Below are 21,776 nucleotides of genomic sequence, written 5' to 3' on the forward strand. Positions count from 1 at the left end.
AAAAGATAAGTTGTCTAGAAAATCAGGATTTTCTGCCAACTTCCTATTTTGCCATCGTTCTTTTAACGCCCTCAGTATCATAATTTATGTCTATCCATATTTCTGCCAAAAAAGGCGATATTGCTGATAAAATTCTTCTACCTGGAGATCCTTTGCGCGCGAAATTTATCGCTGAAAATTTCCTAGAAGATGCAGTGTGTTTTAACGAAGTGCGTAACATGTTTGGCTACACAGGAACTTACAAAGGGCACCGCGTTTCTGTCATGGGAACTGGTATGGGGATGCCTTCGATCTCTATCTATGCTCGTGAATTAATCGTTGATTACGGTGTCAAAACATTGATCCGTGTTGGTACTGCGGGTGCGATTGACCCAGAAGTTCATGTGCGTGAATTGGTGCTTGCCCAAGCAGCAGCAACCAACTCAAATATTATCCGTAATGACTTCCCAGAATTTGATTTCCCACAAATTGCTGATTTTGGTTTACTTGACAAGGCTTACCATATCGCCAGAGAAATGGGAGTAACAACTCACGTTGGGAATGTGCTTTCTTCTGATGTCTTTTACACTAACATGCCTGAGCGTAATATGGCTCTTGGTAAATTGGGTGTTAAAGCCATCGAAATGGAAGCAGCAGCTCTTTACTATTTAGCTGCTCAGCACCATGTCAAAGCCCTTGGAATCATGACGATCTCAGATAACTTGAATGATCCAACCGAAGATACTACAGCTGAAGAGCGCCAAACAACTTTCACTGATATGATGAAGGTCGGCTTGGAAACCTTAATTGCCAATGACTAATAATCAAACACTAGACATCCTTTTGGATGTCTATGCTTATAATCACGCCTTTAGAATTGCTAAAGCCTTGCCAAATATCCCTAAAACTGCCCTCTATTTACTAGAGATGTTAAAAGAGCGCAGAGAATTGAACTTTGCCTTTCTAGCGGAACATGCAGCAGAGAATCGGACCATTGAAGACCAGTATCACTGTTCATTATGGCTTAACCAATCGCTTGAAGATGAGCAGATTGCCAATTACATTTTGGATTTAGAAGTTAAAGTAAAAAACGGTGCTATTATTGATTTCGTCAGGTCAGTGTCGCCTATTCTTTACCGACTTTTTCTCAGACTAATCACGTCAGAAATTCCAAACTTCAAGGCTTATATTTTTGATACAAAGAATGACCAATATGATACCTGGCATTTTCAGGCCATGTTGGAATCTGATCACGAGGTTTTCAAGGCTTACCTGTCTCAAAAGCAGTCTCGCAATGTGACGACCAAAAGCTTAGCAGACATGTTGACGTTGACCTCCTTACCTCAGGAAATCAAGGACTTGGTTTTTTTGTTACGACATTTTGAAAAGGCTGTCCGTAATCCTCTGGCTCATTTGATTAAGCCTTTTGATGAAGAGGAACTGCATCGCACCACTCATTTTTCTTCTCAGGCTTTTTTGGAAAACATTATCACCTTGGCGACTTTTTCTGGTGTAATCTACCGACGTGAGCCTTTTTACTTTGATGACATGAATGCCATTATTAAAAAGGAGTTGAGCCTTTGGAGACAATCTATTGTCTGATATTTATCAAAAAACACGATAACTTGACCGATACAGGTCTTACTACCGTGTTTTTTAGTATGACGATTGAAAAAGACATTAATCAAAGGTTACTTCTTCGAGAAGGTATTCGATAAAACGTTCCCCCATTTTGGACAAGTTGGCTTTTTCATGCTTGATAAAAACAATGTCAATTTCGTCAGGGACATCTAGCGGGATAGCCACAATCTGGTCACCATTTAGATTGCTATTTAGAATACCACTGGCAACGGTGTAGCCATCTAAACCAATCATTAAGTTAAAGAGGGTGGCACGGTCACTGACCACAATTGATTTGTTGTGGGGCATCTGGGACATCATCTCTTCTGAAAAATAAAAGGAGTTGTGAATCCCTTGGTCATAGCTCAGGTAAGGAAAATCTCTCAAGTCGTCCATGCTTAATAGGCTTTTAGTTGCTAGAGGATTTGATTTGCTGACAAAAATATGAGGCTGTGCCTTAAATAATGGAGAGGCGGTCAAATGATTGTCATCAAATAATTTGGTCAAGACATCTCGGTTATAGTCGTTGATAAAGAGAACACCAATTTCAGATCGAAAGTTTTTGACATCATCAATGATTTCCCAAGTTCTTGTCTCGCGCAAAAAGAGTTCATACCGAGTCATGTCGGTCCGCTTGAGGAGTGAGACAAATGCATTGACTACGAAGGCATAATGTTGAGATGAAACGCTAAAGAGCTCTCGGCCAGTATTGTGGTTTTTATAGCGGTCTTCTAACAGTGATGTTTGCTCTATAATTTGGCGAGCATAAGATAAAAATTCCACCCCATCTTTTGTCAAGGTGATCCCTTTAGGATTTCGGTTGAAAATGGTAATGCCCATCTCCATTTCCAAATCCTTGACCGCATTGGATAGACTTGGTTGTGTGATAAATAATTGCTTAGCAGCTTCATTCATAGAGCCGCACTCAACAATTTTGATAATATAATGCAGTTGTTGAATTCTCATAAGTACAGTCTAGCTCAAAAAAAATAAAGACGCAAGCACAAACGTCATCATGGGTTTAGAACTTTGAAAAAGCGCTGGAGTCTTTTCTCAATATGGCCTAGGATAAATATGATTCAATTTTGAGAGTTGAATCTATCAATTTCATTGCCCTTTTATTTTTCTTGTGTTATATTAATAGTATTAACAAATAGGTATTTTTCTAATCAAAGGGTGGTGGTCGTGTGAATGTTACTGAACAAAATAGTCATCAAATCTTAATCCAAAAGTTATTGGTCAGTATCCACTATTTGACTCTTTTTCGAGATGAACTGAAGCTTGTAGAACGAACTCCTTCTATACTTGGAGGGGAATTTCCAGCTCATTTAGTACAGTCTGAGTTGGGAGATATTGTTGCGGCCATTGATACCTTGGATATGCAGCAACGCTTGATTGAGTCTACCTTTTGGTATGAAGAATCAGCTTTTAAGTTGATGAACAAAACTTTGGATATTGTCGATAATTGGATTAAAGGAGTGGATCATCTGATAGATTTATGCCAGTCCAAAGAAGTCTTTCAAATTATTATTGGAGATAAACGCATTCGAGTTTTTGGGGTCTTAAGTGATGTTTTTTCATCTTTAAAAGTGAGTGCTTTGTCACTTAAGGAAGCTCCTATTCCGGATGTGCTCTATGAACATATCCAGAGGGTTAATCTTGAAGAAGAAGCTTTTATAAAATATTACCAAAGCCCTAAGGTACCCACAGGTGAGTTTGAATAAATGATTGGGTAAAAATGATAAAATGAGTTGACGTAAGTATACAAAAAAAGATATAGTAGGAAAGATGTGTTCAAATAACAAAAAGTTTTGACATCTTGTTTTAAAAAAGCTATAATAGTTTAAATTTAGACACCTTTAAGTGAGTCCAGAGAGGCAAACAAGGTATACAAGATAAAAAAAGGGAATTCCCTTTTAGTTTGCTGTAGCCTCGCTTCTTTGGTAGCGAGGCTTTTTGGTGCTTAATGAGATATTGACACATTATAGAAAGGATAAGTTATGAAAGAAGAACGCCCAATTATTGCTTTAGACTTTTCATCATTTGAGGAGACTAAAGCATTTTTAGACTTATTTCCAGCAGAAGAAAAACTATACGTGAAAATTGGTATGGAATTATATTATGCGCAAGGACCAGATATTGTTCGGTATATCAAATCGTTAGGGCATAATGTATTTTTGGATTTAAAATTACATGATATTCCAAATACTGTTCGTGCTGCTATGGCAGTTCTTAAAGAATTAGATATTGATATGGCAACTGTTCATGCAGCTGGTGGTGTAGAGATGCTAAAAGCAGCTCGAGAAGGACTAGGTCAAGGCCCTACCTTAATTGCGGTAACGCAGCTAACTTCAACCAGTGAAGACCAAATGCGTGGTGATCAAAATATTCAAACGAGTCTTTTAGAGTCTGTTTTGCATTACAGCAAGGGGGCAGCTAAAGCTCAGCTAGATGGGGCGGTTTGTTCGGCACAAGAAGTAGAAGCTATCAAGGCGGTGACGCCTACGGGATTTACTTGCTTAACTCCTGGCATTCGTCCTAAAGGCAGTAATATTGGCGATCAAAAACGAGTGATGACTCCAAACCAAGCAAGACGCATTGGAAGTGATTATATTGTGGTAGGGCGACCAATTACCCAGGCAAAAGACCCAGTGGCTGCTTACCAAGCCATAAAAGCTGAGTGGGCAGGCTAACAGATAAGATTAGGAAACCAACACTTGTCTGTTAAAGAAGAAAAAGGAGAATAAGAAATGACACTAGCAAGCCAAATTGCAACTCAATTACTTGATATTAAAGCTGTTTATTTAAAGCCTGAAGACCCTTTTACGTGGGCATCTGGCATTAAATCACCTATTTACACTGATAATCGTGTCACCCTTTCTTATCCTAAGACTCGTGATTTAATTGAGAATGGGTTTGTGGAAACTATCAAGGCTCATTTCCCAGAAGTTGAGGTCATCGCTGGTACAGCTACAGCAGGTATTCCTCACGGTGCCATTATAGCAGATAAAATGACTCTTCCTTTTGCTTATATTCGCAGTAAGCCAAAAGATCATGGAGCAGGCAACCAGATTGAGGGGCGTGTGCTTAAAGGCCAAAAAATGGTTATCATTGAAGATTTGATTTCAACAGGTGGTTCGGTACTAGATGCAGCCGCAGCAGCCAGTCGTGAGGGAGCTGACGTTCTGGGAGTTGTTGCGATTTTCACTTATGAGTTACCAAAAGCTAGTCAGAATTTTAAAGAAGCTGGTATCAAGTTGATTACGCTTTCTAATTATACTGAGCTAATTGCAGTTGCAAAGTTGCAAGGCTATATTACTAATGATGGTTTACATTTACTTAAAAAATTTAAAGAAGACCAGGTAAACTGGCAACAATAAGGAACTATCAGCCAGGTTTATTTTTAATGAAAAAATCTCTTTAGCCCCAATTCAAAATGTTATGTTTTGATTGTTTTGTCTACATTCCTTACACATCACATTCTAATTTCTAACCTTTTAATGGTGGTTTTCTTTTATTTGTGTTTTAATAAAAAAGAATGTTTTAGGATTCATATCTTAGAAAGGAAGAGTAGCTATGACTTATCAAGATGCGACGGCTATGGCTATTGCTGTTCAGACTGGTCAGACCACACCACTAGAATTAGTAACCCAGGCTATTTATAAGGCTAAAAAGTTGAACCCTACCTTAAATGCTATTACCTCAGAACGCTTTGAAGCAGCCCTAGAAGAAGCCAAACAAAGGGATTTTTCAGGTCTGCCTTTTGCTGGTGTGCCTCTTTTTTTAAAAGATTTGGGACAAGAATTAAAAGGTCACTCATCAACCTCAGGTTCCAGATTGTTTAAAGAGTATCAAGCGACTAAAACGGATTTATTTGTGAAAAGATTAGAAGCTTTAGGCTTTATTATTTTAGGGCGCTCCAACACGCCTGAATTTGGCTTTAAAAATATTAGCGATAGCAGTTTGCACGGACCAGTGAATTTACCAAGGGATAATACACGAAATGCTGGTGGCTCATCTGGGGGAGCTGCTGCTCTAGTGTCATCAGGAATTAGTGCGCTAGCAACTGCTAGTGATGGTGGTGGTTCTATTCGAATTCCAGCCTCGTTTAATGGCTTAATTGGGCTCAAACCTAGCCGTGGGCGCATGCCTGTCGGACCTGGTTCTTATCGAAGCTGGCAAGGAGCCTCAGTTCATTTTGCCTTGACCAAATCCGTTAGAGATACTAGAAATCTACTCTACTATTTACAGATGGAACAAATGGAAAGCCCCTTCCCCCTAGCCACCTTAACAAAAGATAGTATTTATCAATCGCTACAACGTCCCTTGACAATTGCTTTTTATCAACGGTTAAGTGACGGTAGCCCAGTATCTTTAGATACTGCAAAAGCTTTAAGACAAGCAGTAACTTGGCTAAGAGAACAAGGGCATCAGCTAGTTGAATTGGAAGAGTTTCCTGTAAATATGACAGAAGTGATTCGTCATTATTATATTATGAATAGTGTGGAAACGGCTGCTATGTTTGCTGATATTGAAGACACTTTTGGACGTCCGATGACCAAAGACGATATGGAAACCATGACCTGGGCTATTTACCAATCAGGTAAAGACATCCCAGCTTGGCGTTACTCACAGGTCCTTCAAAAATGGGATACGTACAGTGCAACCATGGCTAGTTTTCATGAGACTTATGACCTGTTGTTGACGTTCACAACCAACACACCAGCTCCTAAGCACGGAGAACTTGTCCCAGATTCGAAACTCATGGCTAACTTGGCTCAAGCTGAAATTTTCAGCAGTGAAGAGCAATTCAATTTGGTCGAAACCATGTTTGGTAAGAGTCTGGCTATTAATCCTTACACAGCTCTGCCTAATCTAACTGGCCAGCCAGCTATTAGTTTACCTACTTATGAAACTAAGGAAGGTCTCTCAATGGGCATTCAACTAATTGCAGCCAAAGGTAGAGAGGACCTATTATTAGGAATTGCAGAACAGTTTGAGGCAGCAGGATTATTGAAGATTCCTCAATAATAATCTTATAAAACAGTTTAACTATTATAGATTAACTTTTTAAAGAGATTGAGTGCTCACTGATAACACAACTTAATCAAAATGTTATACTATTCTTATCTTAATAAAGGAGTTACTATGAAGAAATCAGTTACATTACTGTCTATCGGACTTGCCAGCCTTTTATTGGCAGCATGTGCGCCACATCAATCTCAAAAATCAAGTTGGGACACTATCAAAGAAAAAGGGGTGTTAAAAGTAGCTACCCCAGGAACCTATCAGCCAACTTCTTTTTACAACGATAATAATGAGTTAGTAGGTTACGAAGTAGATATGGTCAAAGAAATCGGTAAACGACTTAACATTAAAGTCAAGTTTGTTGAAACAGGATTTGACCAAGCCTTTACCTCAGTTGATAGTGGTCGAGTGGATATTTCTTTGAACAACTTTGACATTACCCCAAAACGTCAGAAAAAATACAATATCTCTACGCCTTATAAATACGGGGTAGGAGGCATGATTGTCCGTGCTGATGGCAGCTCAAACATGGCTAAAAAAGATCTTAGCGACTGGAAAGGAAAAAAAGCAGCCGGCGCTTCTGGAACAGAATACATGAAAGTAGCGCAAAAACAGGGAGCTGAACTGGTGACCTACGATAATGTTACAGGAGATGTTTATCTAAACGATGTGGCTAACGGTCGAACAGATTTCATCCCAAATGATTACCCAGCTCAAAAATTATTTGTGGATTACATGTTATCTCAAAATCCAAATCTAAATGTCAAAATGAGCGATGTTCAGTACAACCCAACCGAACAAGGAATTGTTATGAACAAAAAAGACGATAGCCTCAAGAAAAAAATAGATGCTGTTATTAAAGACATGATAAAAGATGGTAGCTTGAAGAAAATCTCTGAAACCTACTATGCTGGTCAAGATCTGACAAAACCTTTTGGCAAAGACAAAAAAATTCCCGTCATTGATACGAAAGACGTTAACTAATACTTGATGTTAAAGGAGTCCTAACCACATGATTAATATCCCATTAATGAAAGATAGTTTAGGATTTGTGTTATCGGGATTACCTTATACCCTTGGTATTTCGTTGCTCAGTTTTTTTACGGGTCTGTTTTTAGGTTTAGGCCTAGCCCTTCTGGGAAGGTCACGTCAGCCGTTGATTCATTATCTTGTTAGAGCGTACATCTCTATTATGCGAGGTGTGCCGATGATCGTGGTGCTCTTTGTTCTTTATTTCGGGTTGCCTTATTATGGTTTAGAATTGCCAGCTTTACTTTGCGCTTATCTTGGTTTTTCTATGGTTAGCGCTGCCTATATTTCTGAAGTTTTTCGCTCTTCTATAGAAGCTATTGACAAGGGACAATGGGAAGCAGCTAAGGCTTTAGGGTTGCCATATGCTCTTATGGTTAAGAAAATTATTCTTCCTCAAGCCTTTCGAATTGCAGTTCCTCCTTTAGGAAATGTCATTATTGATATGGTTAAAAGTTCGTCGCTAGCTGCCATGATTACCGTACCAGATATTTTTCAAAATGCCAAAATTATTGGCGGTAGAGAGTGGGATTACATGTCCATGTATATTTTAGTAGCCTTTATCTATTGGCTTATTGCTTTTTTGTTAGAACGTTACCAAGAATTCTTAGAAAATAAGCTAGCACTTGTTTAATATCCTGTAAAAAACGAATATTAACCCTGGAAATATCATATTTTCAGGGTCTTTCTATTTAAAATGTGGTAAACTAGATAGAAAAGGACATCGTATTTAACTTAGAAACTGACGTGATTAGAAAGGAATCTTATGGCTCATTCAATTTGGCATGAGAAAATCAAATCATTTTTGCCGGAGCATTACTACGGTCGCATCAATCACTTTTTAGATGAAGCCTATGCTTCCGGTCTTGTCTATCCTCCACGAGAAAATGTCTTTAAAGCCTTACAAGTCACTCCTTTGGAAGAAACCAAAGTGTTGATTTTAGGACAAGACCCTTATCATGGCCCCAAACAGGCCCAGGGCTTATCATTTTCAGTTCCAGAAGAGATTTCTGCTCCGCCATCCCTTATTAATATTTTAAAAGAATTAGCAGATGACATTGGTCCTCGTGACCATCATGATTTAAGCACTTGGGCTAGTCAAGGGGTTCTGCTTTTGAATGCTTGCTTAACAGTGCCAGCAGGCCAGGCTAATGGGCATGCAGGCTTAATATGGGAGCCATTTACAGATGCTGTTATTAAAGTGCTGAATGAGAAAGACAGCCCTGTAGTTTTCATTTTGTGGGGAGCTTATGCAAGGAAGAAAAAAGCCTTCATTACTAATCCAAAGCACCACATCATCGAGAGCCCTCATCCAAGCCCTTTGTCATCTTATCGTGGCTTTTTTGGCAGCAAACCCTTTTCAAGAACCAATGCTATTTTAGAAAAAGAGGGCATGACTGGCGTAGATTGGCTAAAATAAGCCAGCCATTTCAACTAAATAGCTTAATCTAGACATTTTGATACCTTTAATAAGTGAAATGAGTGCAGTAGATTTTTCCTATTAAAGAACGTAAGGTCTTATGGTTAAAACAGATAAATAAAGGAGAAAACATGATACTCATCAAAAATGGACGCGTTATGGACCCGAAATCGCAGAGAGATCAAGTGGCAGATGTCTTGATTGATGGTAAACAGATTGTAAAGATAGCTTCAGCTATTGAATGCCAAGAAGCTCAAGTGATTGATGCTAGTGGTCTTATTGTTGCCCCGGGTTTGGTCGATATTCATGTGCATTTTAGAGAACCCGGTCAAACGCACAAAGAAGATATTCACACGGGAGCCTTGGCAGCAGCAGCAGGTGGTGTGACTACGGTTGTCATGATGGCTAATACCAATCCTGTCATTTCAGATGTCGAAACTTTACAGGAAGTGCTAGCTAGCGCAGCTAAAGAAAAGATTCATATTTACACCAATGCCAGTGTCACCCAAGCCTTTAATGGAAAAGACGTGACTGATTTTAAAGCTTTGTTGGAAGCAGGAGCAGTAAGCTTTTCAGATGATGGTATTCCCTTAGAAAGTTCTAAAGTTTTAAAAGAAGCCTTTGATTTGGCTAATGCCAACCAAACTTTCATTTCTTTGCATGAGGAAGATCCTCAGTTAAATGGGGTTCTTGGTTTTAATGAAGGTATTGCTGAGGAGCATTTTCATTTTTGTGGGGCAACTGGTGTAGCAGAATATAGTATGATTGCAAGAGATGTCATGATTGCTTATGACAGGCAAGCTCATGTTCATATCCAACATTTATCTAAAGCAGAATCGGTTCAAGTAGTGGCTTTTGCTCAGCAGTTGGGTGCTAAGGTAACTGCTGAAGTGTCCCCACAACATTTTTCAACAACTGAAGATCTCTTATTGATCGCAGGTACCAGCGCCAAGATGAATCCTCCCCTTCGTACACAAAGAGATCGCTTAGCTGTCATAGAAGGCTTGAAATCGGGTGTTATCACAGTCATTGCCACTGATCATGCTCCTCATCACAAGGATGAAAAAGCTGTGGATGATATGACTAAAGCCCCATCTGGTATGACAGGACTTGAAACTTCTTTGTCATTAGGTTTGACGCATTTGGTTGAACCAGGTCATCTTACACTTATGTCACTATTAGAAAAAATGACGCTTAATCCAGCTTTGCTTTATGGTTTTGATGCGGGTTATTTGGCAGAAAATGGTCCAGCAGATTTGGTTATTTTTGCAGACAAGCAAGAACGTCTGATCACTGAGAATTTTGCTTCTAAAGCTAGTAATTCCCCATTTATTGGTAACAAACTCAAAGGTGTCGTGAAATACACTATTGCAGACGGAGAGGTTGTTTACCCTAATTAACAAATGAGTTAAAACAAAAAAGCTTGACTTTCAGAGAAAGTCAGGCTTTTAGTAAATTTATTTTTTAGGCACTTGTTTGCTTAAATTTAGCCCCCAAGGTATTAGATTTTCAGTATGATGTTTGATACGACTAATGTTATCTTTGTGTCTTATAATAATAATGAACGCAAGTAATATCACAATAAAAGTTAAAAAGTAGTCATAATTTGGTAAAAGAAAATGAATGGCAGGAAATGTTAAAACAGATAACACACCAACGATAGCTGAAACCACACTAGCTAAAGATATCATACTAAATAAATAGAGAACTAAAACAAAGATAGATGCTAAAAAAAAGAGATATAACGGAGCAAAGCCTAGCAATACACCAGCACTTGTTGCTACGGCCTTACCACCTTTAAAGTTGGCAAAAATAGGAAAAGTATGCCCTAAAACTGCGAAAAAGCCGATAGCAATGGATGAAATTGAAGTCATACCAAAAATAATTGGTAACAATATTGAAAGTGTCCCTTTAAACATATCAATAGCTAAGGTAGCTGTTCCTGCCTTGACACCTAAAATCCGAAAAGTATTTGTGGTTCCAGTATTTCCTGATCCATGCTCTCGTAAGTTGATGTGGTAAAAGTACTGTCCAATCCATAGTCCAGTTGGAATAGAACCAAGTAAATAGGCAATGGTAATAAAAAGTAGTAATTTCATAATCCTTATTATAACATATTCATAGATTGGAGAACTAGATCTGGAAAAGAATTCGGAAAAAATTAGCAAATTATTTTGCAAAATTGGTAAAAAACTTGTAAGATAAAAAAGATGAAACTGTCTGGAGGTCGGTGTTGACTAAGAAAGAAATTACAATTAATAATTATAATGACGATGCTATCCAAGTCCTAGAAGGGTTAGATGCTGTTCGCAAGCGTCCAGGGATGTATATCGGTTCAACAGATGCTACGGGATTGCACCACCTGATTTGGGAAATTGTTGATAATGCTGTCGATGAGGCCTTGTCTGGTTTTGGAGATGATATTAAGGTTGTTATCAATAAAGATGGCTCGGTCAGTGTGGCAGATAGCGGACGTGGAATGCCAACAGGCCAGCATGCCATGGGGATTCCCACCGTTCAAGTTATTTTTACGATTCTTCATGCAGGTGGTAAATTTGGTCAGGGTGGCTACAAAACGTCAGGTGGTTTGCACGGTGTTGGCTCCTCTGTTGTCAATGCTTTGTCTGCCTGGTTAGAAGTCGAAATCACAAGAGACGGGTCAGTGTATCGTCAGCGCTTTGAAAATGGTGGGAAACCTGTTACAACCCTTAAAAAAGTTGGCACAGCTCCTAAGTCTAAATCAGGAACGGTTGTAACCTTTATGCCTGATGATAAGATTTTTTCAACTATTGACTTTAAGTTCAATACCATTTCAGAACGATTGAAAGAATCTGCTTTTCTTTTGAAAAATGTCAAGATGAGCTTGACAGATCTTCGTGGAGATGACCCGATTATTGAAGAGTTTCATTATGAAAATGGGGTTCAAGATTTCGTCGAATACCTCAATGAAGATAAGGAAACCTTGACACCTGTTATTTACATGGAAGGTCAAGACCAAGACTTTCAAGTCGAGGTTGCTTTGCAGTATAACGATGGTTTCTCCGACAATATCTTATCCTTTGTAAACAATGTGCGCACCAAAGATGGTGGAAGCCATGAAACGGGACTAAAGTCAGCTATTACCAAAGCGATGAATGACTATGCTCGTAAAACCAATCTCTTAAAAGAAAAGGATAAAAATCTAGAGGGCTCAGATTATCGAGAAGGACTCTCAGCAGTATTATCTATCTTAGTTCCTGAGCAGCACTTGCAATTTGAAGGACAGACCAAAGACAAATTGGGAAGTCCCTTAGCTAGACCTATTGTAGAGAGCATTGTTTCTGAAAAATTAACCTTCTTTTTACTCGAAAATGGAGAAGTAGCTTCTCATCTAGTTCGCAAAGCCATTAAAGCTAGAGATGCTCGCGAAGCTGCTCGAAAAGCGCGTGATGACTCACGTAATGGTAAGAAAAACAAAAAAGACAAAGGCTTGTTGTCGGGAAAACTAACCCCAGCTCAGTCCAAAAATGCCAAGAAAAATGAATTGTATCTGGTCGAAGGAGATTCTGCGGGAGGTTCAGCCAAACAAGGACGAGACCGCAAATTTCAGGCTATTTTACCATTACGTGGCAAAGTTTTAAATACCGAAAAAGCTAAGATGGCTGACATCTTGAAAAATGAAGAAATTAACACTATGGTTTATACCATTGGAGCTGGAGTGGGAGCTGACTTTAACCTCGAGGATATCAACTATGATAAGATTATTATCATGACCGATGCTGATACCGATGGGGCTCATATTCAGACTCTTTTGCTGACTTTCTTTTACCGTTATATGCGACCGTTGGTGGAAGCAGGTCACGTTTATATTGCGCTTCCCCCGCTTTACAAAATGTCAAAAGGTAAAGGCAAAACTGAAAAAATTGCTTATGCTTGGACTGATGGTGAATTGGAAGATCTGCGCAGAGAATTTGGCAAGGGGGCTATTCTTCAACGCTATAAAGGACTGGGTGAAATGAATGCTAACCAATTATGGGAAACCACTATGGACCCTGAAACCAGAACCCTTATTCGTGTTACTATTGACGACTTGGCAAGAGCAGAGCGACGTGTTTCTGTGTTGATGGGTGACAAAGCAGCCCCACGCCGTCAGTGGATCGAGGATAACGTCAAGTTTACCTTAGAAGAAAATACGGTGTTTTAGTCATACAAGTTTCTCACAGATAATTACAAGTGCTAAAGACGATTGTTTTTTAGGTAATTAATAAATAATGAAAAAGAAAGCTATTTGAATATGTCAAACATTCAAAACATGTCCCTTGAGGATATTATGGGAGAACGCTTCGGCCGTTATTCCAAGTATATTATTCAGGAACGGGCACTTCCTGATATTCGAGATGGATTGAAACCCGTTCAGCGTCGGATTCTTTATTCGATGAATAAGGATGGCAATACTTTTGAAAAAGGTTACCGTAAATCAGCCAAATCAGTTGGTAATATTATGGGGAATTTCCACCCACATGGGGATTCCTCTATTTATGATGCCATGGTACGGATGAGTCAAGATTGGAAGAACCGTGAAATCCTTGTTGAAATGCACGGAAATAATGGTTCAATGGATGGTGATCCGCCTGCGGCTATGCGTTATACAGAAGCTCGCTTGTCTGAAATTGCGGGTTATCTTCTTCAAGACATTGAGAAAAATACGGTCTCTTTTGCTTGGAACTTTGATGACACAGAAAAAGAACCCACCGTTTTACCAGCAGCTTTTCCTAACTTACTTGTCAATGGGTCTTCTGGTATTTCCGCAGGCTATGCGACAGATATTCCACCGCACAATTTGTCAGAAGTGATTGATGCTGTTGTGTATATGATTGATCATCCCAAAGCTAGTTTAGAGAAATTAATGGAGTTTTTACCAGGACCAGATTTCCCGACAGGAGGCATTATCCAAGGAGCTGACGAAATCAAAAAAGCCTACGAAACAGGTAAGGGACGTGTCGTTGTTCGCTCTAGGACAGAAATCGAGGAACTTAAAGGTGGTAAACAACAAATTATTGTCACTGAGATTCCTTATGAAGTTAACAAAGCAGTCTTGGTCAAAAAGATTGACGATGTGCGTGTTAACAATAAAGTCCCAGGCATCGTAGAAGTACGCGATGAATCTGATCGCACAGGTCTTCGCATAGCTATTGAGTTGAAAAAAGAGGCTGATAGCCAAACCATTCTAAATTATTTGTTGAAATACACAGACCTTCAAGTTAATTATAATTTTAACATGGTTGCTATTGACCACTTCACACCACGTCAAGTAGGACTTCAAAAAATACTATCAAGCTATATCAGTCACCGTAAAGATATTATTATTGAGCGGTCTAAATTCGATAAAGCCAAAGCTGAAAAACGCCTCCACATTGTTGAAGGATTGATTCGTGTCTTGTCCATCTTAGATGAGATTATTGCTTTGATTAGATCGTCTGACAATAAGGCTGATGCTAAAGAAAATCTGAAAGTCAGCTATGATTTCTCTGAGGAACAAGCAGAAGCGATTGTAACCTTGCAGCTTTATCGTTTAACTAATACCGATATTGTTACTCTCCAAAATGAAGAAAATGATTTAAGAGACTTAATCACGACCCTTTCCGCTATTATCGGTGACAAAGCAACCATGTATAACGTCATGAAACGTGAATTAAGAGAGGTGAAAAAGAAATTCGCCAATCCTCGTTTATCAGAGTTACAAGCAGAAAGTCAAATCATTGAGATTGACACTGCCAGCTTGATTGCAGAGGAAGAAACTTTTGTTAGTGTGACACGGGGCGGATACCTCAAAAGAACCAGCCCACGATCCTTCAATGCGTCTAGTTTGGAAGAAGTTGGCAAGAGAGATGATGACGAACTCATCTTCGTTAAACAGGCCAAAACAACAGAACACCTTTTGTTATTTACAACTTTAGGCAATGTCATTTACCGGCCAATCCATGAATTGACCGATTTACGTTGGAAGGATATCGGTGAACATTTATCACAAACCATTTCAAACTTCGCGACAGAAGAAGAGATTCTCTACGCTGATATTGTGACTTCCTTTGACCAGGGCTTGTATGTGGCTGTCACACAAAATGGTTTTATCAAACGCTTTGATCGTAAAGAACTAAGTCCTTGGCGAACTTATAAATCTAAATCAACCAAATATGTGAAGCTAAAGGATGACAAAGACCGCGTGGTTACCTTGTCACCAGTTATTATGGAAGACCTCCTATTAGTGACTAAAAATGGTTATGCTTTGCGATTCTCCAGTCAGGAAGTGCCTATTCAAGGGTTGAAATCTGCTGGTGTTAAAGGCATTAACTTGAAAAACGATGACAGCCTTGCCTCAGCCTTTGCTGTGACAAGTAACTCTTTCTTTGTCTTAACTCAGAGGGGTTCTCTCAAACGGATGGCTGTCGATGATATTCCTCAGACAAGTCGTGCCAATCGTGGACTATTGGTCCTACGAGAGTTAAAAACCAAACCTCATAGAGTTTTTCTGGCCGGAGGCGTTCAATCAGATACTTCAGCTGAGCAGTTTGATTTGTTCACTGATATACCTGAAGAAGAAACTAATCAACAAATGCTTGAAGTCATTAGTAAGACTGGTCAAACCTACGAGATTGCTTTAGAAACGCTTTCGTTATCGGAAAGAACCAGCAACGGCTCCTTTATTTCAGACACTATTTCGGATCAAGAAGTACTGGTAGCTAGAACACGTTAAAAAGAGTGAAAACTCTTTTTAATTTTATGATAAATTTAGAATATTAATACAAAAGAATAGAATAAACTTGAAAATTATTGAAAAAAAGTTACAATAGAAAAAAGCAGAAAAGAGGTACGATGATGACAATAGCAATTGATTGGGACAACCTAGGATTTGAATATCATAAGTTGCCATTTCGTTACATTTCTTATTACAAAAATGGTCAATGGGATAAAGGTCAATTAACAGAAGATGCCACCTTACATATCTCAGAAAGCGCTCCAGCGCTTCATTATGGACAACAAGCTTTTGAAGGCTTAAAGGCTTATCGCACCAAAGATGGCTCTATTCAACTATTTAGACCAGACCGTAATGCAGTGCGTTTACAAGCCACAGCAGACCGCTTGTTGATGCCACAAGTATCAACAGAGCAATTTATTGATGCAGCTAAGCAAGTGGTTAAAGCCAATGAAGACTTTGTACCACCTTACGGAACAGGTGCAACGCTTTACCTGAGACCGTTATTAATTGGAGTTGGAGATATTATTGGGGTTAAACCAGCCGAAGAATATATTTTCACCATTTTTGCCATGCCAGTAGGAAACTATTTCAAAGGTGGACTTGCTCCAACTAATTTTATTGTTTCTGAAGCGTTTGACCGCGCCGCTCCTTACGGAACAGGTGCTGCTAAGGTGGGAGGAAACTATGCAGGAAGTTTGCTACCAGGTAAGGCCGCTAAATCAGCAGGCTTTTCTGATGTGATTTACTTAGATCCAGCAACCCATACTAAAATTGAAGAAGTCGGAGCTGCAAACTTTTTTGGCATTACTGCAAATAATGAATTTGTTACGCCACTTAGTCCATCCATCTTGCCATCTATTACGAAGTATTCACTCTTACAACTAGCTGAAGAAAGACTTGGTATGACAGTAATTGAGGGTGATGTTCCAATTAATGAATTGGATAAATTTGTGGAAGCAGGAGCTTGTGGAACAGCAGCTGTTATCTCTCCAATTGGCGGTATCCAGTACAAGGATAACTTACATGTCTTTTACAGTGAAACAGAAGTTGGTCCTGTGACACGCCGTTTATACGATGAGTTGGTCGGCATTCAATTTGGGGATATTGAAGCACCAGAAGGTTGGATTGTAAAAGTAGATTAAAATAGAGCTTGCTCTTGCAAGCTTTTTTGATTTTGTGTAAAATAGACAAAGTGAGGTAAAGTGATGAGTAAAAAAGATAAAAAAATTGAAATCCAACTGATTGATCACAAAGTTATGGTTAATGAGACTAAGATTGATGGCTATCAATTACAAATTGGTAAACGTGTGGTTGGAGAAATTGCAGAACTTGATGAGAAATTTGCTGTCTTAAAAAATGATGGAGTAGATTACTTCTTCAAAACGCTCGAACAAGCGGTTGAAAATATCATTGAAAACTACAATTTGAACCATTAAAATTAGACAAAAACACTTGCCAGCTTACAAAAACTATGATAGAATAGTTTTTGTTGTTACGGAAAGATAGCGAAGAGGCTAAACGCGGCGGACTGTAAATCCGCTCCTTCGGGTTCGGGGGTTCGAATCCCTCTCTTTCCATTTCGGAAACTAATCTAATTAGAAAATTAGTTTTCTGTAAAAAAATATTTTTGGGGTATAGCCAAGCGGTAAGGCAAGGGACTTTGACTCCCTCATGCGTTGGTTCGAATCCAGCTACCCCAGTCAGAGGTATCAGGTGCTCCCTGAGACCGTCAAAGATAAGAGTTGTTGTCGTTGCGGGTTACCTTGAGAAAATATATTGTTATCAAAAGCTAGCATTGGCTAGCTTTTGTTGGAGGATTTTTTAGAATGAATGAATTTGAAGATTTGCTAAACAGTGTTAGCGAAGTGAACCCTGGTGATGTTGTCACTGCGGAAGTTTTAACTGTTGATAACGGTCAAGCAAACGTTGTTATCGAAGGAACAGGTGTTGAAGGTGTCTTGACACTTCGTGAATTGACTAACGACCGCGATGCTGATATTAACGACTTTGTTAAAGCTGGCGACACAGTTGAAGTACTTGTTCTTCGTCAAGTAGTAGGTAAAGATACTGATACAGTTACTTTCCTAGTATCTAAAAAACGTTTGGAAGCTCGTAAAGCCTGGGACAAACTTGTTGGTCGTGAAGGCGAAGTTGTTACTGTTAAAGGTACCCGTGCTGTTAAAGGTGGCCTTTCAGTTGAATTTGAAGGACTTCGTGGATTTATCCCTGCTTCAATGATTGACACTCGTTTTGTTCGCAACACTGAAAAATTTGTTGGACAAGAGTTTGATGCTAAAATCAAAGAAGTTGATGCAGCAGAAAACCGTTTCATCCTATCACGTCGTGAAGTTATCGAAGAGGCCGCTAAAGAAGCTCGTGCTGAAGTGTTCTCTAAGATTTCAGAAGGTGCAGTCGTTACAGGTACTGTAGCGCGTTTAACAAGTTTTGGTGCTTTCATTGACCTTGGTGGTGTTGACGGACTTGTTCACGTGACTGAATTGTCTCACGAACGTAACGTGTCACCTAAATCAGTTGTTTCAGTTGGTGAAGAAGTTGAAGTTAAAGTTCTTTCAATTGACGAAGAAGCTGGTCGTGTGTCACTTTCACTTAAAGCAACAACACCTGGACCATGGGACGGCGTTGAACAAAAACTTGCTCAAGGTGATGTTGTTGAAGGTAAAGTAAAACGCTTGACTGACTTCGGTGCTTTTGTTGAAGTATTACCAGGTATTGATGGACTTGTTCATATTTCACAAATTTCACACAAACGTGTTGAAAATCCAAAAGATGTACTTTCTGTAGGACAAGAAGTAACAGTTAAAGTTCTTGAAGTGAATGCAGCTGATGAGCGCGTATCATTATCAATCAAAGCTCTTGAAGAACGCCCAGCGCAAGCTGAAGGAGACAACAAAGAAGAAAAACGTCAATCACGCCCACGTCGTCCAAAACGTGAATCAAGACGTGACTACGAACTCCCAGAAACACAAACTGGATTCTCAATGGCTGATCTTTTCGGTGATATTGAATTGTAATAAATCTAAAAAGTTGAGGTTTTCCTCAACTTTTTATTGTCTTCTGGTTAGAAAAGTTATTTCATATTATTTCATTTTATGATATACTATAAGGGTATTGACAAAGTTGTGACCACCTTTAGTGTAATGGATATCACGTAAGATTCCGGTTCTTGAGATGGGGGTTCGATTCCCTCAAGGTGGATAGAAATCATATAAAAAAGCCTTATTTGATAGGCTCTTTTTGTTTCTTGATCAAAATTTGTCCAAAATTATCTAGAAGAGTTGACGAACCTTTTCAAAATCATTCTCTTTCTGACCTTGAAAACGATGAGTATAGGTTTTAAATGTCTCTGTAATGCCACAGCCTGAATTTTATTTGACTCAGATTCATAAGATTGTAAGTAATCAAGGTTAATTAATGATGAGATGGTGAAACCATTTTTAGCAAGTGCTATTAAAGCATTTAGTGATTTTTCGAAACGTTTTAAAATTTAAGAAGAGTTTTACCTAAAAAACTAGCTGTGTCATCTGTCTAAGCACAGTTAGTTTTTTAGTATTAGATTTTTAAAGAAGAAACGTCTCAATCTTAATTGGATAATCCTTATATTTGGATTTTAATATAGTAGCTACTTCTTGATATAGTATCCGAATCTGCGCTCTTTTTTCAGGCATGTTAAAACCAACATAATGGAATTGTGATTCAATAGTTACAAATAAATCATGGAACAGGTGATTCATAGTTTCTAGTTTATGGCAAAGCAGTCGATCTTCTTGAATGAATGTTGGGGGATTTTGATCTTCTCCCCAGTAAGCATCAACACGTGACAACGGATAAGTCCCATATTCTAAACAAAGTTCATAAGTCATTTTGGCCTCCTTGTTTTATCTTAGCATTTTCTAAATAAAGCTTCTAATGATTTGCTTAAAGGAGTAATGGGTTGCATCTCATCTCATCAAAAATAAATTGAGATCTATTTTGTGAAAAAAAGACAAACAAATGACTTGCCTAGACTTGTTTTTCCTAGATATAATAGGAAGTAACTGAATAACAATGAAGGAGAAAAAATGTCAGAAAAAATCAGAGTTTTACTCTATTATAAATATGTTTCAATTGAAAATGCGCAAGAGTACGCTGCGAAACATCTAGAATTTTGTAAATCTATTGGGCTTAAAGGTCGTATTTTGATTGCGGATGAGGGGATTAATGGAACTGTTTCTGGAGATTATGAAACAACTCAGAAGTATATGGATTGGGTCCACAGCGATGAGCGTTTTGCTGATCTTTGGTTCAAGATTGACGAGGAAAATCAACAAGCTTTCCGTAAAATGTTTGTTCGTTATAAGAAAGAGATCGTGCACCTTGGGTTAGAAGACAATAACTTTGATAGTGATATTAATCCTTTGGAAACAACAGGTGAGTATTTAAATCCTAAACAATTTAAAGAAGCCTTGCTTGATGAAGATACTGTTGTTTTAGATACGCGTAATGATTATGAGTATGACTTAGGTCACTTCCGTGGAGCAATTCGTCCTGATATTCGCAATTTCCGTGAGTTACCACAATGGGTACGTGACAACAAAGATAAGTTTATGGAAAAACGTGTTGTTGTGTACTGTACGGGTGGTGTTCGCTGTGAGAAATTCTCGGGTTGGATGGTTCGAGAAGGCTTTAAAGATGTTGGACAATTACACGGTGGTATTGCAACATATGGAAAAGATCCGGAAGTTCAAGGTGAACTTTGGGATGGTGCGATGTATGTTTTTGATGATCGTATCTCGGTGCCAATTAATCATGTTAATCCAACTGTCATTAGTAAAGATTATTTTGATGGAACACCTTGTGAACGTTATGTCAATTGTGCAAATCCGTTTTGTAACAAACAAATTTTTGCTTCAGAAGAAAACGAAACAAAGTATGTTCGAGGATGCTCACCTGAATGTCGTGCACATGAACGTAATCGCTATGTGCAAGAAAATGGTTTATCACGTCAAGAATGGGCAGAACGTTTAGAAGCTATTGGAGAATCCTTGCCAGAATTTGTAGGTGCCTAATATCTCAAAACAAATCAGGAAACTGGTTTGTTTTTTGTGATACAGATGATGAGACCAAATTGCAAAGACTTTGCAACAAGATACAAGTGAACGTGGACACCAAGCTCATTTTGTCATGCAGAGCCATCAACAGCGAAGACGTCAACACCAACTCTGTCTAGCACCTTTTCAAAAGAATTGTGAGTTTCTGTATTACGAGATAGAGAAGGTAAAACTGGATTCTGAAGACTGCCTTACCATCAATCCTTTGGGAATGGTTTAAGCTTTACAGCTTGATGATGGTCAAATTGTCACACAGGCAGGTATTATCTTGCCCTTTATAGCGAAACAAACCCTGAAATCTCAGCTCATTCCCCAAGATAATCTTTTGGCAGAAAGTCGGTTCAACGAAATCATGGACTTCTTAACAGGTGATTTTCCCCTTGTTTTTAGGCCAATGATCAACCCTCATCGCTACACTATTTCTCAAGACAATCAAGCGCTTGAAAAAGTCAAACAAGCTTCTTACAAGCGGATGGATATTGCTATGACGCATTTAGATAGTCTTATTGGGGAGAGTGGGCATGTTTATCGAGATCAACAAACCATTGCAGATGCTTATGCTTACGCCATGGCGCTATGGTCTCAAAAAACACCAAAATCTTACGAGAATTATCCGCATCTGGCAGCTTTTATGGCAAAAATGGTGGAAGATTCAGCTGTTCAACAAGTGCTTAATGCAGCTCACTAAATCAAAAAGAAGAAGTAAAGATCAGACCAAGTCTTCTCTACTCTTTCATTTTTCTAGAGAAGAGTGGTCACTCCTTAGCTTTTTAAGCAGTTTCCTAGTTTTGCGAGAATGTAAAAAAACAATGGCAAGAGCCTTAAATTTTCTTTCGCGGGTGGTGTCAAAAATGCT

Annotated in this window: 20 protein-coding genes and 3 tRNA genes; 20 read left to right on the forward strand and 3 right to left on the reverse strand. The window is 38.8% G+C overall.

What is annotated here, in order from left to right:
• The first annotated feature begins 86 nt into the window (after window positions 1–86).
• Window positions 87–800: a purine-nucleoside phosphorylase gene (deoD, locus tag B6D67_RS03920; RefSeq protein WP_002990147.1), complete on the forward strand. Its 714-nt coding sequence runs from the start codon at window positions 87–89 to the stop codon at window positions 798–800.
• Entirely contained in the window at window positions 793–1,581 is a 789-nt protein-coding gene (locus B6D67_RS03925; protein ID WP_029713993.1) for a hypothetical protein, read from the forward strand. The genes deoD and B6D67_RS03925 overlap by 8 nt, the downstream gene beginning before the upstream one ends.
• A gap of 78 nt (window positions 1,582–1,659) precedes the next feature.
• Here the strand turns inward: B6D67_RS03925 and B6D67_RS03930 are convergent, their stop codons facing one another.
• Window positions 1,660–2,565: a LysR family transcriptional regulator gene (locus B6D67_RS03930; protein WP_002984924.1), complete on the reverse strand. Its 906-nt coding sequence runs from the start codon at window positions 2,563–2,565 to the stop codon at window positions 1,660–1,662.
• A gap of 221 nt (window positions 2,566–2,786) precedes the next feature.
• On the opposite strand from B6D67_RS03930, the gene B6D67_RS03935 reads away from it, so the two are divergent.
• The 8 genes from B6D67_RS03935 to B6D67_RS03970 all read left to right on the forward strand — a co-directional run bounded on the left by B6D67_RS03935 (window position 2,787) and on the right by B6D67_RS03970 (window position 10,476).
• On the forward strand, window positions 2,787–3,323 hold the full coding sequence (locus B6D67_RS03935) for a hypothetical protein (RefSeq protein ID WP_002984923.1): 537 nt from the start codon (window positions 2,787–2,789) through the stop codon (window positions 3,321–3,323).
• A 276-nt stretch (window positions 3,324–3,599) separates the two neighbouring features.
• Entirely contained in the window at window positions 3,600–4,292 is a 693-nt protein-coding gene (gene pyrF / locus B6D67_RS03940) for an orotidine-5'-phosphate decarboxylase (RefSeq protein WP_010922179.1), read from the forward strand.
• A 57-nt stretch (window positions 4,293–4,349) separates the two neighbouring features.
• Window positions 4,350–4,979, forward strand: coding sequence for an orotate phosphoribosyltransferase (pyrE, locus tag B6D67_RS03945; RefSeq protein ID WP_010922180.1), 630 nt, complete (start codon window positions 4,350–4,352; stop codon window positions 4,977–4,979).
• A gap of 196 nt (window positions 4,980–5,175) precedes the next feature.
• Window positions 5,176–6,630 (forward strand): amidase, encoded by a 1,455-nt coding sequence (locus B6D67_RS03950; protein ID WP_010922181.1) that lies wholly within the window; start codon window positions 5,176–5,178, stop codon window positions 6,628–6,630.
• 117 nt (window positions 6,631–6,747) lie between these two features.
• A complete protein-coding gene (locus B6D67_RS03955) occupies window positions 6,748–7,611 on the forward strand; it encodes a transporter substrate-binding domain-containing protein (RefSeq protein WP_029713992.1) in 864 nt (287 codons plus the stop codon).
• Window positions 7,612–7,639: 28 nt separating this feature from the next.
• Window positions 7,640–8,290 carry an amino acid ABC transporter permease gene (locus B6D67_RS03960; RefSeq protein ID WP_003061805.1) on the forward strand — a complete coding sequence of 217 codons (651 nt, stop codon included), beginning with the start codon at window positions 7,640–7,642 and terminating at the stop codon, window positions 8,288–8,290.
• Between the two features lie 132 nt (window positions 8,291–8,422).
• A complete protein-coding gene (locus B6D67_RS03965; RefSeq protein WP_002984913.1) occupies window positions 8,423–9,076 on the forward strand; it encodes a uracil-DNA glycosylase in 654 nt (217 codons plus the stop codon).
• Window positions 9,077–9,207: 131 nt separating this feature from the next.
• A complete protein-coding gene (locus B6D67_RS03970) occupies window positions 9,208–10,476 on the forward strand; it encodes a dihydroorotase (RefSeq protein WP_011285490.1) in 1,269 nt (422 codons plus the stop codon).
• Window positions 10,477–10,533: 57 nt separating this feature from the next.
• Here B6D67_RS03970 and plsY read toward each other — a convergent pair whose 3' ends face one another.
• Window positions 10,534–11,175: a glycerol-3-phosphate 1-O-acyltransferase PlsY gene (gene plsY, locus B6D67_RS03975; RefSeq protein ID WP_002984911.1), complete on the reverse strand. Its 642-nt coding sequence runs from the start codon at window positions 11,173–11,175 to the stop codon at window positions 10,534–10,536.
• 134 nt (window positions 11,176–11,309) lie between these two features.
• On the opposite strand from plsY, the gene parE reads away from it, so the two are divergent.
• The 8 genes from parE (at window position 11,310) to B6D67_RS04015 (ending at window position 19,028) form a co-directional block, all read left to right on the forward strand.
• Entirely contained in the window at window positions 11,310–13,259 is a 1,950-nt protein-coding gene (parE, locus tag B6D67_RS03980) for a DNA topoisomerase IV subunit B (RefSeq protein WP_011285491.1), read from the forward strand.
• Between the two features lie 90 nt (window positions 13,260–13,349).
• Window positions 13,350–15,809: a DNA topoisomerase IV subunit A gene (gene parC, locus B6D67_RS03985; protein ID WP_029713991.1), complete on the forward strand. Its 2,460-nt coding sequence runs from the start codon at window positions 13,350–13,352 to the stop codon at window positions 15,807–15,809.
• 77 nt (window positions 15,810–15,886) lie between these two features.
• Window positions 15,887–16,954, forward strand: coding sequence for a branched-chain amino acid aminotransferase (locus tag B6D67_RS03990; protein ID WP_011284717.1), 1,068 nt, complete (start codon window positions 15,887–15,889; stop codon window positions 16,952–16,954).
• Between the two features lie 63 nt (window positions 16,955–17,017).
• Window positions 17,018–17,248 (forward strand): DUF2969 domain-containing protein, encoded by a 231-nt coding sequence (locus B6D67_RS03995; RefSeq protein WP_029713990.1) that lies wholly within the window; start codon window positions 17,018–17,020, stop codon window positions 17,246–17,248.
• A 60-nt stretch (window positions 17,249–17,308) separates the two neighbouring features.
• Window positions 17,309–17,389 (forward strand) — tRNA-Tyr (locus B6D67_RS04000).
• 51 nt (window positions 17,390–17,440) lie between these two features.
• Window positions 17,441–17,512 (forward strand) — tRNA-Gln (locus tag B6D67_RS04005).
• A 126-nt stretch (window positions 17,513–17,638) separates the two neighbouring features.
• The gene (gene rpsA, locus B6D67_RS04010) at window positions 17,639–18,844 is read left to right on the forward strand and encodes a 30S ribosomal protein S1 (protein WP_002984905.1); all 1,206 of its coding nucleotides are present in this window, start codon (window positions 17,639–17,641) and stop codon (window positions 18,842–18,844) included.
• A gap of 112 nt (window positions 18,845–18,956) precedes the next feature.
• A tRNA-Arg gene (locus B6D67_RS04015) sits at window positions 18,957–19,028 on the forward strand.
• Between the two features lie 362 nt (window positions 19,029–19,390).
• Here the strand turns inward: B6D67_RS04015 and B6D67_RS04020 are convergent.
• Window positions 19,391–19,693, reverse strand: a complete 303-nt coding sequence (locus B6D67_RS04020) for a hypothetical protein (protein WP_002984904.1) — start codon at window positions 19,691–19,693, stop codon at window positions 19,391–19,393.
• A 198-nt stretch (window positions 19,694–19,891) separates the two neighbouring features.
• Between B6D67_RS04020 and trhO the strand changes: the two genes are divergently transcribed.
• Window positions 19,892–20,878: an oxygen-dependent tRNA uridine(34) hydroxylase TrhO gene (gene trhO, locus B6D67_RS04025; protein WP_010922187.1), complete on the forward strand. Its 987-nt coding sequence runs from the start codon at window positions 19,892–19,894 to the stop codon at window positions 20,876–20,878.
• A gap of 310 nt (window positions 20,879–21,188) precedes the next feature.
• A complete protein-coding gene (locus tag B6D67_RS04035) occupies window positions 21,189–21,608 on the forward strand; it encodes a glutathione binding-like protein (RefSeq protein ID WP_002993519.1) in 420 nt (139 codons plus the stop codon).
• The last annotated feature ends 168 nt before the right edge of the window (window positions 21,609–21,776 follow it).

This window comes from Streptococcus pyogenes, assembly GCF_002055535.1.
Lineage (GTDB): Bacteria > Bacillota > Bacilli > Lactobacillales > Streptococcaceae > Streptococcus > Streptococcus pyogenes.